Source organism: Achromobacter sp. GbtcB20, assembly GCF_019091095.1.
Lineage (GTDB): Bacteria > Pseudomonadota > Gammaproteobacteria > Burkholderiales > Burkholderiaceae_B > Achromobacter > Achromobacter mucicolens.
The window spans coordinates 80,330-93,667 of the sequence record NZ_JAGXJZ010000014.1 but is presented as its reverse complement, the minus strand read 5'-3'; the positions used below and the strand labels follow the sequence as shown (position 1 = coordinate 93,667).

Sequence of the window (13,338 nt, the reverse complement as noted above, 5' to 3'; positions counted from 1 at the left end):
ATGTGGGACATACTCAAAGACAATTGGCTGCTGCTTCTGATCGGCCAATATCCGCATGGACCTATCGGCGGACTGGTGGCCACGCTGGGCCTGGCCGCGATCAGTCTTGCCTTGGCGCTGCCGTGCGGGGTGCTGCTGGCGCTGGGCCGCATCAGCCCCTATCGCATCTTTTATTGGCCTTCGTCGGCCGTGGTCTACCTGGTGCGCGGCCTGCCGCTGCTGATGTTCATCTTCTGGGCGTATTTCTTCGTGCCTCTGATCATCGGCCGTCCCGTGGCGGGCACGACCACCATGGTGGTCGCGCTGGTCTGCTACGAAAGCGCCTATCTGGCCGAGATCATCCGCGCCGGCATTCAGGCGCTGCCGCCCGGCCAGCAGGAAGCCAGCCGCGCGCTGGGCTTGTCCTACATGCAGACGATGCGCCGGGTGATTCTGCCGCAGGCGCTCTACAACATGCTGCCCAGCATGCTGAGCCAGTTCGTGTCCACGGTAAAGGAGACCTCGTTGGCCTACGTGATCAGCGTGCAAGAGCTGACCTACGCCGCCAACCAGATCAACAGCGTCCTGCTGACCAAGCCCTTTGAAGTCTTCGGGCTGCTTGCGCTGACCTATTTCGTCCTGAATTTTGGCCTGAGTCTATTGGTGCTCCTGACCGAACGCCGCATCGGCCGCCGGCGCGCCGGACCTGCGCCTACCCAGAAAGTGGTGCCCACATGATCCGATTTTCCGAAGTGCAGAAGTGGTATGGCGATTATCAGGCGCTGGCCGACGTGACCGCGCAGGTCGCCCGGGGCGAGGTCGTCGTGGTGTGCGGACCCTCCGGGTCCGGCAAGTCCACGCTGATCCGCACCGTCAATCGGCTGGAGCCCATCCAGAAAGGGGTGATCGAAGTCGACGGCAAGGACATCTACGGCAAGGACGTGCATCTGGACGCACTGCGCAGCCATATCGGCTTTGTGTTCCAGCAGTTCAATCTCTTCCCGCATCTGTCCGTGATGGAAAACCTGATGCTGGCGCCGCTGCAACTGAAGCGCGCCCGCCGCCCAGAAGCGCGCGAGCGTGCGATGCAACTGCTGGAACGCGTTGGCCTTGCGCACAAGGCCGATGCCTTCCCCGCGCAATTGTCCGGCGGCCAGCAGCAGCGCGTCGCCATTGCGCGCGCCCTGGCCATGAGCCCGCCCGTCATGCTGTTTGACGAGCCCACCAGCGCGCTCGACCCGGAAATGGTGGGTGAAGTGCTGCAGGTGATGAAGGGCTTGGCAAAGGACGGCATGACGATGGTCTGCGTGACGCACGAGATGGGCTTCGCCCGGGAAGTTGCCGATCGCGTCTGGTTCATGGACGCCGGCCGCATCGTCGAAACCGGCACCCCGGACGCGTTCTTCAACCGGCCGCAGACGGCCCGGGCGCAGAAATTCCTGGCGGAAATCCGGCATTGAAGCTGCGCCAAGCCAATGGCAGACCTGCCACATCATGCTGGAACGGGACGCAAGCAGCCTTGGCAAGCACGCTTGCCTTCAGGCGGCAGACAACGTTTTCGCTTTAAGGTGTCGTTTGCAAGCCATTAAGGAGGCCATGCCATGACACCCGAAACAGACACCGCAATCGCCATCGTTGGTCCAGGCGCCATCGGCACCACGGTTGCCGCCGCGCTGCATCAGGCCGGCCGCACACCGCTCTTGTGCGGCCGCACGCCCCGGGACCGGCTGACGCTCCTGGATGGCGATCGCCGCGTCGACGTTCCCGGCCCTGTGCTGACGGATCCGGACCAGGCCGGCCGCAAGATGGACCTCGTTTTCCTCGCGGTCAAGGCGACGCAGACCGAGGCTGCATCGGGATGGCTCGCGGCATTGTGCCGGCCAGATACCGTGGTCTGCGCGTTGCAGAATGGCGTCGAGCAATTGGAAGCGGTTGCAACGCATGCGCCGCCCGCGCGGATCATCCCCGCTGTCGTGTGGTTCCCCGCGCAGGCGCAAGCCGACGGCTCGGTGCGTTTGCGCGGGAATGCGCGCCTGAGCCTGCCCGACATGCCGGCAGCTCACGTGGTTGCCGAGGCGCTGCAGGGGACTCAGTGTGCGGTGGAAATCACCGAAGATTTCCAGTCTGTGGCTTGGCGCAAGCTGCTGCAAAACGCAGTCGCTGGCCTCATGGCCCTCACGCATCGCCGCGCGGGCATGTTTGCGCGGCCGGACATCGCCAAGCTCTCCTTGGCGTATTTGCAAGAGTGCCTGTCTGTCGCGCGCGCGGAAGGCGCAAAACTTGGAGACGAGGTCCCGCAGGAAATCCTCGCCAAGTTTCAGGCCGCTTCCCCCGACCTGAGCACGTCCATCCTGACGGACCGCGAAGCCGGCCGGCCACTGGAATGGGATATACGAAACGGCGTGATCTCGCGTCGTGCACAGGCCCATGGCCTATCCACGCCGATCAGCGACATCATCGTGCCCTTGCTGGCTGCGGCGAGCGACGGGCCGGGCTGAACGCGACGACGCTGGCATTTCCAAGCGAACGACCGATTTCCTCGAGCAACGCCCTGAACGACGCCTTGAGGGCGACGCTTGTTCAAGTCATCCCGCATACTCGTTGCGTTGGTTCGTGTATCGTCGCGTCAACGTAAGACTCTTACTGCCATGGCCCGCCGCGATCTACTTCCGCCACTGAATCCCGCCCGAGCGTTCGAAGCCACTGGACGCCTGCTTAGCGTTTCCAAGGCAGCCGATGAATTGTGCGTGACGCCTGCGGCGGTCAGCAGGCAGGTGCGTGCGCTGGAAAGCTATCTGGGCACGCCGCTGCTTTTACGCATACGCGGCCGCCTGGAGTTGACGCCGGCGGGCGCACGTTACCTGTCGGACTTGATTCCGTTGTTCGCAACCCTGCGCGAAGCCACGCAGGCGGTTTCCGGCAGCAAAGTGGGCCGGGATACCTTGCGTATCAGGTCGCCCGCCACCTTTGCCGTACGATGGCTCATCCCGCGACTGGCGAGTTTTCATCAGAAGCATAAAGACATCGACGTTCAAGTCATGACGTCGTTCGCACCACTGGATTTCCAGCGCGAAGACATCGACGCAGGCATACAGCTGGGCGATGGCCGCTGGCCGGGGATGCGCACCCTGCAGCTTGTGCGCAACGAGTTGATTGCTGTGGTGGCCCCCACGCTTCGGCTGTCGCAAAGGAAACAACTGGCGACGCAAACCTTGCTGCATTCGATGGCCCGGCCCGACGATTGGATGCTATGGCTGCGTGCCGCAGGTTTGCGCAACGTGAACCCCGCGCAAGGCATGAAGTACGAAACCTCCTTGCTTGCCTACCAGGCCGCCATCGAAGGTCATGGCGTTGCCATTGCCCAAAAGGCCCTCATCGAGAAAGAGCTGACGGACGGGACTTTGGTGGCGCCGCTGGATCGCATGCTGGATCGTGAGGATTACACGTATTACTTCGCGTGGCCTACGGGCAAGCCGCAATCCAGGGCGTTGCGTCTATTCCGCGATTGGCTGGTCACCCTCGTCGCCCTCTGAACCGCGCGCGCCTGCACTGACCTCTTTACAAAAAGTCAAAGCGTCCTGCCGATAAAGTCGTTTGCCGGCTAGATCGGCCCTGCCTATTCTGCCCGCATGACAAGTGATCACGACCACCTATCAGGCCGTGTCGCGCAGGAGCCAGGATATGTTCAAACGCAGCTTGCAAGGTGTGCGAGTCGTGGATTTCTCGCACGTACTCGCGGGGCCCGTCTGCACCATGATGCTCGCAGATATGGGTGCAGAAGTAATCAAAATCGAGCCGCCGGGCGGGGAACTCGGGCGGCAGATCGGCCCTCCCTGGATCGCGGGAGAAAGCGCCGTCTATTTGAGCGTGAATCGCAACAAGCGCGGCATGGCGCTGGATCTGAAGTCCGACGGCGGCCGAGAAGTCGCCCGTCGCTTGATCAACCGTGCGGACGTGGTGGTCGAAAACTACCGGCCGGGCGTCATGCAATCGTTTGGGCTGGACTACGACACGCTGGCCGACAGCAACCGCGGTTTGGTGTACTGCTCGATCTCCGCGTATGGCCAAACCGGCCCGCTGCGAGGCCGGCCTGGTGTGGATGGCATCATCCAGGCCGCCAGCGGCTTGATGAGCACCTTGGGCATCGCGGGCGGGGAGCCGGTAAAAGTCGCAACGCCCGTCGCCGACATGGTCACTGCCTATATCGCGACGATTGCGATTCTGGCGGCGTGCAACGCGGCACAGCGCAGCGGCCAAGGCGAATACTTGGACATCAGCCTCTACAACGCGACGCTGATGCTGCAGCAGATCGGGTACGCGTCGTTCTTCGCCTCGGACGCTGTACCCGCCAAGGCTGGCAGCGCCGCTCCCTACGCCGCACCCAATGAAGCCTACCAGACCCTCGATGGATGGATCATGGTGGCCGCCTACCATCCCCAGCGCTGGCGGGCGCTGTGCGCCGTCTTGGGGGCGGGGGAGCTGGAACATGATCCGCGCTTTGCCAGTAATGAGTGCCGTGTCGCGCATCGCGAAGAACTGCGCCGGGTGCTGACGCCGCTGTTTCGGCAGCGAGCCACCGAAGCGTGGGTAAGTCGGCTGTCCGGACTGGACATCCTGTGTGCGCCGATAGCGAACTACGACGATGTCGTCCGCTCGCAGGAATACGCCGCTAGCGGAATCGACAGTTGGGTTGACCATCCTGTTGCTGGAAAAGTGCGCGTGCCGGGCTTTGCGCCCGGGCCTGCTCACGCAGCAAGCGCGCATGACCCCATCACGGCCGCGCCAACGCTGGGCCAGCACAGCCGCCAAATCTTGAACGAATGCGGCTATGACACAGCCGAGATAGACGCCATGTTCAGTAGCGGCGTGCTGGGTAAGCACGAACGATTTTCTACATAAGCCAAGGAGACACCGATGAAAACCAATGAATCCAGCGTCTCGGGAAGTGCCTGCGTCCCGGGTGATGTGCTGATCCGGCAAGATGTCGCCGACGGCGTTCTCACATTGAGCCTGAATGACCCGGATTCAGGCAATGTCATGTCGGTGCGCATGGCTGAGGCCCTTGCCGAGGCACTGGAGCAGGCCAATACGCTGCCAGACGTTCATTGCGTATTGCTGCGCGCCAATGGCAAGTACTTCTGCACGGGCGGCAATGTGAAAGACATGGCTCGAGGATCCGACTTGATGCAGGGGTCGGTCACAGAGCTACGCGCCCGGCTGAAATCGACGCTGCACCGAATCACGCATGCAATGCAAGCACTGCAGGTGCCGTCCATTGCCGCGGTCAATGGCGCCGCGGTCGGAGCCGGCTGCGACTTGGCGCTCATGTGCGACCTGCGTGTGGCCAGCGAACGCGCGACGTTTGCCGAGAGCTTCCTGCGGCTCGGCCTGGTTTCCGGAATCGGCGGCGCCTGGTTCTTGACGCGCATCGTGGGGAGGGCAAAGGCGTTGGAGCTGACACTGACCAGCGAGTTCATCGATGCCCAGACCGCGCTGCAATTAGGCATGGTTTCCCGTGTCGTGGCACCGGAAGAGCTGGACGAGACAAGCGCCGCGTTGGGTCGCCGCATTGCATCGAACCCCCCCCATGCCTTGCGCATGGCCAAGCGCCTGGTATTGGATGCCGCCGAATCCACCTTGCCGATGGCGCTGGAGGCTGCTGCCGCCATGCAAGCGATTTTGCTCTGCGGCGATGAACACAAGACCGTGGTGCGCGAGTTTCTGGCAAAACGCGCCCGACGCGATCTCCAGGCTCAACCCGCTGGAGTGCGTTGACAGCGCAACCGCGGGCGGTGGCATACACAACGTGCGGGTCCTCGACGCCGGCACGGACAAATCACAGGAGACAAAAATCATGATCCGCATCACTGCTTTTATGATCCGCGTGGCGGCGTCGTTGTCGGCCGCCCTTGGTATGGCCTGGGCCGTATCGGCGCAAGCGGCTGATTACCCTGCGAAGCCCCTGACGTTTGTCGTGCCCTTCGGCGCGGGCAGCGCGACCGATTTGCTGGCACGCGCATTGTCAGCGTCGCTGACGCAACAAACGGGGCAGGCTGTCGTCGTGGAGAACCGACCTGGCGCGAGCGGCATGATCGCCGCGCAGCATGTTGCCCGAGCTGCCCCCGACGGCTATACGGTGTTAATCACCAGCAATACGACGCAAGCCGCCAATCCGCACCTTTTCAAGAAGCTCCCCTATGACCCGGTGGGGGATTTCACGCCGTTGACAGGATTGGGACGCGGCGGCCAGATTCTGGTGGTGAAAGCCGATTCTCCGTATCGCACCGCCGATGAGTTGATTCGCGCGGCACGGCAAGCCCCAGGAAAGTTGAGCTTCGGCAGCGGAAATTCGTCCAGCCGCATGGCTGGCGAAATGCTCAAGCAACTGACCGGCACCGATATCGTCTGGGTCGGCTACAACAGCAATCCCAATGCGCTCAACGATCTGCTGGGTGGTCACATCGACATGATGGTGATTGACACCGTGACGGGCTTGTCGCAGATCGAAGCTGGCAAACTGCGTCCGCTCGGCGCGTCAACCCTTGAACGCCTGCCTCAGCTTCCAGAGTTGCCCACCCTGAACGAGGCCGGCATCAAAGGCTATGACATGGGCTATTGGTTCGCCGCCTACGTACCGGCCGGCACACCCGCGCCGGTGGCAGCGACGCTTAGACAGCTACTGGTCAAGGCGGTCGGCAGCGACGGCGCGCAGACGTTCTTTCGGAACTCGGCAACCCAGGCGTGGACGACGACCCCCGACGGGTTGAGACAGTTTCAGGCTGCCGAGATTCAAAAATGGGGCAATGTCATCAAGGCGGCTGGAATCGAGCCGGAATGAGCTGCCCCTCCAACGCCTTACCGCGTCTGCGTCCGCCTTGTTAGTCCATCCGCACGCCGGCCTGCTGCGCCAGCTTGCCCCATTTCTGGCTCTCGTTCCGAATGAAGATGGCGAACTCCTCGGGCGTGCCTCCCATCGGATCGGCGCCTTGTCCTTTGATAAACGCGTCGACCTCGGGTGTGCGCAACACGCGGCCCAGCGCGGCGTTGATCTTCTCCACCACATCTCGGGGCAGCTTGGCGGGCCCCATGATGCCGTACCAAGTCCCACTGATCACATCTGGCAGGCTTTCCTCGGCCGTAGTGGGTATCTGAGGCAGAGTGGAGATGCGATTGGAGGATGTGACCGCCAGAGCGCGTAACCGGTCGTCGGCAATGAAGGCGGACACGGCGGGCGCGTCCGCGACCATCATGTCCACGGTGCCGCCGATTACGTCGGCAATGGCGGGCGCGGCGCCACGGTAGGGGATATGTGTGATGGACACGCCCGCGGAACGCTTAAGCAATTCCGCGCCGAGTTGCGTGGTGGTGCCATTGCCCGCCGACGCGAAGTTCAGCGTATCGGGCTTTGCCTTGGCTGCCCTGAGCAGGCTTGAAAGCGATGTGTAGGGGCTTTTGGAGGCCACCACCACGACCTGCGGCGTGTTCACCGCCAAGCCGATGGCGACGAGATCCCGGTCTGGGTTGTAGCTCACGTTCTTCGTGATGGCGGGAATGATCACCAGTGCGCCCGTCGACGAGAAGAGGATGGTGTGGCCGTCGGAGGCCTTGGCCACTTCGGCGGCTCCAAGTGTGCCGCCCGCGCCGGCGCGATTCTCCACGATCACCGTCTGTCCCAGCTCGGGGCCCAGGCGCGCGGCGATAAAGCGGGCCAGCGCGTCGGCGGGGCCTCCCGGCGCGAACGGGACGATCAAACGAATCGGTTGTCTTGGCCAAGACGCCGGTTGGGCTTGAGCAGGCGAAGAGAGCAGCAGTCCGCCGCAGGCGATCAGACTGGCCAATATGGCCGAGACGGCGCGGCGCCGAGCTGGAATCCGGGGATTTGTCATGTTGTCTCCTGTTATTGATCTATTTGGCCGCCGTGACGCCGGCAGCCAGGTCCTTGCTGATTTAGCTTTCGGGCGGCTTGCGCATGCGCGCCAGCTCCGCCAGGATGTCGGGAAGTCTCTGCCGAGCGCTGCGGCGGACATCCTCGTACAGACTGTTGCCGTGGGCGTCGATCCCCACCGTGGTCGGCCCCAGCCCTTCGACGCGCAGGCGCACGATGCGGTAATGGGTCAGCATGTCCGGCCATCCCACTTCGAGCACTTCCTTTACGGCCTGGGTGAGCGGCGTGCACCCGCCGCCGAGGAATGACAGGTAGACGCCGCCCGTTTGCCGCAGCGCCTGGACACTCGCGGAATCGAGGCCGCCCTTGCCGCCGACGGCGTGCAGGCCCAATTCCCGGATCAGCGTGGGCATGTAGGGGTTGAAGCGGGTGCTGGTCGTCGGGTTGATGTAACGCACGTCGAAATGGTGGCCGCGTTGTTCGCTGTAACTGCCGATATGGAACAGGCTTTGATCCTTCATCGCCAGCGGCAGCGGTTCATGCCCCTCCAGCGCGCGCAGTAGCCGTTGATGAGTGGGCAGCCCAGCCGTTACCAGAATTTCTCCGTCCAGCACCACAAGGTCGCCTGCGCGAAGCTTGAGCGCGGCCTCGGCGGAAAGCGGGAAGCGCAATCGGTGCAGGGATGGCGTCATTCGATCACCTCAACGCGACCGTCGTTATGCAGGCGAGCCCGGGTGCGGCGGTTTATCCAGCAATTAAAGGCGACCGCTACTGGGATAAATCCGTGCCCGGCAGCGTAGTTGACGTGCACGGCATAGGCTGTGCTCGTTCCGCCCGTACCCATGGGGCCAAACCCGGTCTGGTTCACTGCCGCTGCCAGCCGGCGCTCCATGTCCGCCACGAATGGCTCGGGATGAACCTGTCCGATCGGACGCAGCGTGGCTTCCTTGGCCAATTTGGCGGCGTAGTCAAAGGTTCCCCCAATCCCCACGCCCACAACCACTGGCGGGCAGGGCTGAGTACCGGCTTCCATCACGGCCTCCATGATGAAGGCTTCGATGGTCGCCTGGTCGGGAAAACTGAATATCTTTAGCGCTGCCCACCGCCCGGAGCCGAGTGCCTTGGGACTGCAAGTGATGTCCAGGCAATCGCTGCCGTCGACGACGTCGAACGTAATGATGGGCATGCCCGGCCCGGTGTGGCCGCGCTGCAGTGTCAGCGGATGAGTGACATGGGGAAGCAGTGGCGGGTTGATGGTGTCCACCAGCGCTTCGTAACCGTCGACGATCGCCCGGCGCAGGTCGCCATCCAACTTTGCCTGCGTACCCACGCGCACGAAGTAGACGGGTATCCCTGCGTCGGAGCAGACGAAATGATTGGATTGTTTGGCTGCATCGGCGCTCTGCAGCATGATCCGCAACGTGTGCCTGGCGGTTTGATCTGATTCGCGTTGTTCCGCTTGCGCGAGCGCCAGGCGGGTGTCATCAGGAATGCCGCGCAGGGAGCGGTCATACAGTTGCGCGCACACGGCGGCGATCAGTTCAGCGGAAATTGCCATGGGGCGTCTCCGTGTTGGATGCCGCGGCCAGCGACCGGGCTCGAAGCGCCGCCAATGCGTGAACCGTGCGGCAGTGGGGCATGTCCACGCCAGTCTGCGCGGCCAACTCGATCGCCGCGCCCAGAATGGCAGCCAGTTCGACTGGACGTCCTGCCTCGGCGTCCTGAAGCATGGACGTTTTGACGTGGCCAAGGCGCCTCGTCGTTGCGATACGTTCCGCGGGCGACACCGCCGGTGCGATACCCAGGCTCCGCCCAAGCGCCAGTAACTCGCACATCATCTGCGTGAAGACGCCACGTACGCCTGGATCGTCGATCATGACGTCGGTAGCGGAATCGGTCACTAAGCTGACGGGGTTGAAGCATGCGTTGCCGAGCAGTTTGCTCCAGCTTTCCGTGCGGATGTCTTCCGTCGTATGGGCGTCCAGCCCGCAATGACGTAGCAGCGTCACCCACTGCGATAGCCGTTCTTTGTCGGCAGTTTGCACGACATTGCCGAAAACCAGCCGAGAACCCGCACCGTGCCGGGTGATGCCGGGCTCGGGACTGGAACAGGACGGGTACACGACCGCGCCGATGATCCGATCTGGCGGAACCGCGTGGCCGAGTTCGCCATGCGGATCCGTGCTGGTCAGCGGCGCTGCCAGCGAAGATTTGCCCGCACCAAACCACCACGGAACACCATTTATCGCTGGCACGACGATGGTTTCCGGGCCGACCAGGCGCGCGAGCAGCGGGGCCAGCGATGGCAGGGAATGGGCTTTGACGGCCAACAGGACGACGTCCGGCATCCATGGATCATCCTGCTCGAATCCGCTGCCGATCTCGGTGTCGAAGGCGAGAACGCTTGCGCCAATACGCTGGCCACCGATATCGAGCCGCCAGCCGTGCTGCCTGATGGCGGCCAGGGTCTGGCCACGTGCGAAGACGCGGACATCCACACCGGAGCGCGCCATTTGAACGCCAAGAAAGCCGCCGATGGCGCCCGCGCCGATGACGCAGACCCGCGTTGGCGGGATGGGTCGCAGGTCAATAGAACGCTTTTCCATGCTTCGATCCTTCGGGAAAGTACTGAATTGAATCCGTTGCCCGGGCGCGAGATAAATGAATTCTTCGGCTAGACTCATAAGTTCCACTTATAAATATCGCGCCATGCATGTCACTTTGCGTCAGTTGCGGGTCTTGCTCGCGGTAGCCGAGACGGGCAGTTTCAGCGCTGCGGCGCGGGTAGTGGGGTTGTCCCAGCCGGCAGTCAGCCAGAGCATCCGGGCCGTCGAGCAGGCGCTTGGGGTGTCGCTGCTGCAAAGGACTACGCGCCATGTCGTGCTGACGCAGGCTGGCGAACAACTGGTCTTGCCGTTGCGGGACGCGCTGAAGACGCTGGAAGACGTCCTGACACAAGCGCAGCAGGCTGGTGAGCGCCTGCTGCACGTGGTGCGTGTGGCCGCTACGCCTTCGCTGTCCGGCAGGCTATTGCCGCGCTGTCTGGCAGACGTCGCACGGCAATTCCCTGGCGTTGCGGTGCAATTGAAAGAGCAGGCGCAAGACGCCGCGCTGGCATCCGTCAGGCGCGGGACGGTGGATTTTGCGTTGGCAGTCGGTGATTTTGGGCCGTGTGAGTTGCAGCGCACCTCGTTGCTAAAGGATCGCTTCGTGCTGGTCTGCCGCGGCGATCATCCATTTGCCCGTCGTGACAAGGTCTCGATTGGACATCTTGCCCTTGAGCGTCTGATCGTGCTTGACGCGGCGAACGGCGGACGCCGGGGGCTGGACCGTGTGCTGGTCGCGCACGGTGTCTCGGTCGACGTATTGCAGGAAGTCGCGTCGGCCTCGACCGCGTTCGAAATGGTGAAGGAGCGGTTGGGCGTGGCACTGCTTCCGGCCAGTTGTGTGCCGACGTTCTCAATGAAGCAATTGCGCTCGGTCAGCCTGGAGCCGGACGTCTTGCGTGACGTGTCACTGTTCAGTCGCCGGCATGAGGACTTGTCCGAGGATGCACGCGCGGTACACGACATCATTCTTGCTCGGGCGCAAGGCGGTACGCGAGGCGTGCCGCGGCCGCTCACTGTCCTCGTTCCGTTTCCGAAGCGAGGACCGGTGGATAGCTACGGCAGAGCGTTCGCCAAGCTGCTGGCTGCGCGCCTGGGCAAGGATGTGGTGGTGACCAACACGGTCGGCTTGGGTGGCGCGCAAGGCGTTCACGCCGTCACGCGCTCGCGGGCGGACGGCTACACCATCGGTATCGCGGGCAATGGTGCGACCGTATTTACGCCAGCCAGTGGGCGGCAACCGTTGTTCGACGTCTTCGAGGACCTCACGTTTCTCAGCGGTCTGGTGCGTGTGGCTGCCGTGCTGGTGGTAGGGGCACATACCGCCGCCCGCGATTTTGCGCAGTTGTGTGCCCTTGCCCGACTGCATCCTAAGCGTTTCGTTGTTGGCGCGGCGGGAACGGGTTCGAGCCGGATGCTTGCCGAACTTCTGGGGCGCTTGACCGGCATCGAGCTGACACATAAATCCTATGACGGGCTGGCACCGGCGCTGGACGACCTCGCCAAAGGCAAACTTGACATGGTCTTCGGGGAGCCGGCCGGCGTGCTTCCGCTGGTGCGAGCCGGAAAGGCATTTGCGCTGCTCACGACCGGCGATGAGCGTTGCTCTTTGTTGAACGAAGTGCCGAGCGCGGCTGAGGCCGGCTTGCCGGATCTTGCGACTGACGGGGGATACTGCCTGGTGGCGCCGCCATCATTGCCGGCCAGCGTCCTTGAGCGGCTGTCAGGCGCGATCGCGGAAGTTCTGCAGTCCGATGAACTGAATCGGACTTTCGCCGCGCTGGGTGTTCGGCCCGATTTTCGAAGCGGCCCATACTACGAGAATTTCGTCAGGGGAGAGCAGTCTCGTTGGCAAGCATTTCTCGAGAGAGATTGATTCCAGTCATCTCGTTAGCCGCGATGCCCAGATCAGCCGCACAGTGTGCAAGCTGCTCCCTCACATGAAGCTTCAGCGCGTTGGGGTGGGGCACGCATGCGTTGGCGCCGCAGTCGTTCCGCGAGGCCACATGGCTGGTCGAAGCCGGCAAGCTCATGCCGTATCTCGCTCCCCGGCGGTTCGACCTGCGATCCGCGGAAGTTGCCTACGAAAGCTATCTCGACCGCAACCGCGAGGGGGGAAATCGTGGCGGATGTCGCATGATGCTCGCACCCCGCATTGCGGGTGGCGGCATCGGTTGGCGATTTGCTGCCGACTCAATAGATCATTCTTTGCACGGCGCTATGGTTCCGAGCCCCGGGACTTTGCGTGCCGCGCCGCAATCCATGACAAGGTGCCGACGTCGGCCCCTCCAGACTCGATGACGGTGGTGCCGGCCATCATCAATCCGTAACCGTGTTCCTCCTCCCAGGCGCAGCGGAAGTCCAGGCCGATATAAGGCCCGCCTGCGACAGGATGGAGCGTGATGTTGTTCAGACGGATCAGTTTCAGCAAGGCTGGGCCATCCCAGTGCTGCGGCAGGCGGAAGGCATCATCATCCAAAACGATGCCATCCTGCTCGGCGCGCAGGCGCGGCAGATCCGCCAGCATCGCCTTCATCACCGCCTGGTAGAACACCTCGTCATGGTCCAGCAGCCAGCGCGCCGCCTCGATCATCATTGACGCCGGCGCTTCGCCGGAGCCATCATCATTTTCAAACAAAGCGATGACCTCCCCGGCTTGTGCGATCGCGTCGTCGCGCGCGTAGCCCTTTGAAGCGGGAAGGGCATCGGCGCCGCGCAATCGCGACGTTGCGGGCAGTGGCAACGCGGTGACCCAGACGCACCACGCGCTTTTCGGCCCATAGAGCGTAGGCAGGCCCGTTACCGAAAGCGGCACATAGTCTGATGGAATCTGGCCGGTATTCATTGAATCGCTCCTTGAATCTTTGT

13 protein-coding genes are annotated in these 13,338 nt (G+C 63.0%); 8 read left to right on the top strand and 5 right to left on the bottom strand.

The features are described from left to right. The 7 genes from KVT32_RS18480 (at position 1) to KVT32_RS18450 (ending at position 6,817) form a co-directional block, all read left to right on the top strand. Entirely contained in the window at positions 1-717 is a 717-nt protein-coding gene (locus KVT32_RS18480) for an amino acid ABC transporter permease (RefSeq protein WP_152385103.1), read from the top strand. Next, positions 714-1,439, top strand: a complete 726-nt coding sequence (locus KVT32_RS18475) for an amino acid ABC transporter ATP-binding protein (RefSeq protein WP_056322950.1) — start codon at positions 714-716, stop codon at positions 1,437-1,439. The genes KVT32_RS18480 and KVT32_RS18475 overlap by 4 nt, the downstream gene beginning before the upstream one ends. Positions 1,440-1,580: 141 nt before the next feature. Continuing rightward, entirely contained in the window at positions 1,581-2,477 is an 897-nt protein-coding gene (locus KVT32_RS18470; protein ID WP_152385102.1) for an oxidoreductase, read from the top strand. Between the two features lie 150 nt (positions 2,478-2,627). Continuing rightward, entirely contained in the window at positions 2,628-3,512 is an 885-nt protein-coding gene (locus KVT32_RS18465; protein WP_217618646.1) for a LysR substrate-binding domain-containing protein, read from the top strand. A gap of 148 nt (positions 3,513-3,660) precedes the next feature. Then, positions 3,661-4,878 (top strand): CaiB/BaiF CoA-transferase family protein, encoded by a 1,218-nt coding sequence (locus KVT32_RS18460; protein WP_217618645.1) that lies wholly within the window; start codon positions 3,661-3,663, stop codon positions 4,876-4,878. A 15-nt stretch (positions 4,879-4,893) separates the two neighbouring features. Further along, positions 4,894-5,754, top strand: coding sequence for an enoyl-CoA hydratase-related protein (locus KVT32_RS18455; RefSeq protein ID WP_152385099.1), 861 nt, complete (start codon positions 4,894-4,896; stop codon positions 5,752-5,754). A 79-nt stretch (positions 5,755-5,833) separates the two neighbouring features. Next, on the top strand, positions 5,834-6,817 hold the full coding sequence (locus tag KVT32_RS18450) for a tripartite tricarboxylate transporter substrate binding protein (protein ID WP_217618644.1): 984 nt from the start codon (positions 5,834-5,836) through the stop codon (positions 6,815-6,817). A 40-nt stretch (positions 6,818-6,857) separates the two neighbouring features. Here the strand turns inward: KVT32_RS18450 and KVT32_RS18445 are convergent, their stop codons facing one another. From KVT32_RS18445 to KVT32_RS18430, 4 genes are all read right to left on the bottom strand, one after another. Then, the gene (locus tag KVT32_RS18445; RefSeq protein WP_193725313.1) at positions 6,858-7,865 is read right to left on the bottom strand and encodes a tripartite tricarboxylate transporter substrate binding protein; all 1,008 of its coding nucleotides are present in this window, start codon (positions 7,863-7,865) and stop codon (positions 6,858-6,860) included. Positions 7,866-7,926: 61 nt separating this feature from the next. Continuing rightward, positions 7,927-8,556, bottom strand: coding sequence for a fumarate hydratase C-terminal domain-containing protein (locus KVT32_RS18440; RefSeq protein WP_152385096.1), 630 nt, complete (start codon positions 8,554-8,556; stop codon positions 7,927-7,929). Then, entirely contained in the window at positions 8,553-9,422 is an 870-nt protein-coding gene (locus tag KVT32_RS18435; RefSeq protein ID WP_152385095.1) for a fumarate hydratase, read from the bottom strand. Before KVT32_RS18435 ends, KVT32_RS18440 begins: the two co-directional genes overlap by 4 nt. After that, on the bottom strand, positions 9,406-10,470 hold the full coding sequence (locus tag KVT32_RS18430) for a ketopantoate reductase family protein (RefSeq protein ID WP_217618643.1): 1,065 nt from the start codon (positions 10,468-10,470) through the stop codon (positions 9,406-9,408). Before KVT32_RS18430 ends, KVT32_RS18435 begins: the two co-directional genes overlap by 17 nt. Before the next feature lie 103 nt (positions 10,471-10,573). Here KVT32_RS18430 and KVT32_RS18425 point away from each other — a divergent pair, with 103 nt between their 5' ends. Further along, the gene (locus KVT32_RS18425; RefSeq protein ID WP_217618642.1) at positions 10,574-12,346 is read left to right on the top strand and encodes a tripartite tricarboxylate transporter substrate-binding protein; all 1,773 of its coding nucleotides are present in this window, start codon (positions 10,574-10,576) and stop codon (positions 12,344-12,346) included. Between the two features lie 342 nt (positions 12,347-12,688). On the opposite strand, the gene KVT32_RS18420 is transcribed toward KVT32_RS18425, so the two are convergent. Beyond that, positions 12,689-13,315, bottom strand: a complete 627-nt coding sequence (locus tag KVT32_RS18420; RefSeq protein WP_217618641.1) for a hypothetical protein — start codon at positions 13,313-13,315, stop codon at positions 12,689-12,691. Between the last annotated feature and the right edge of the window lie 23 nt (positions 13,316-13,338).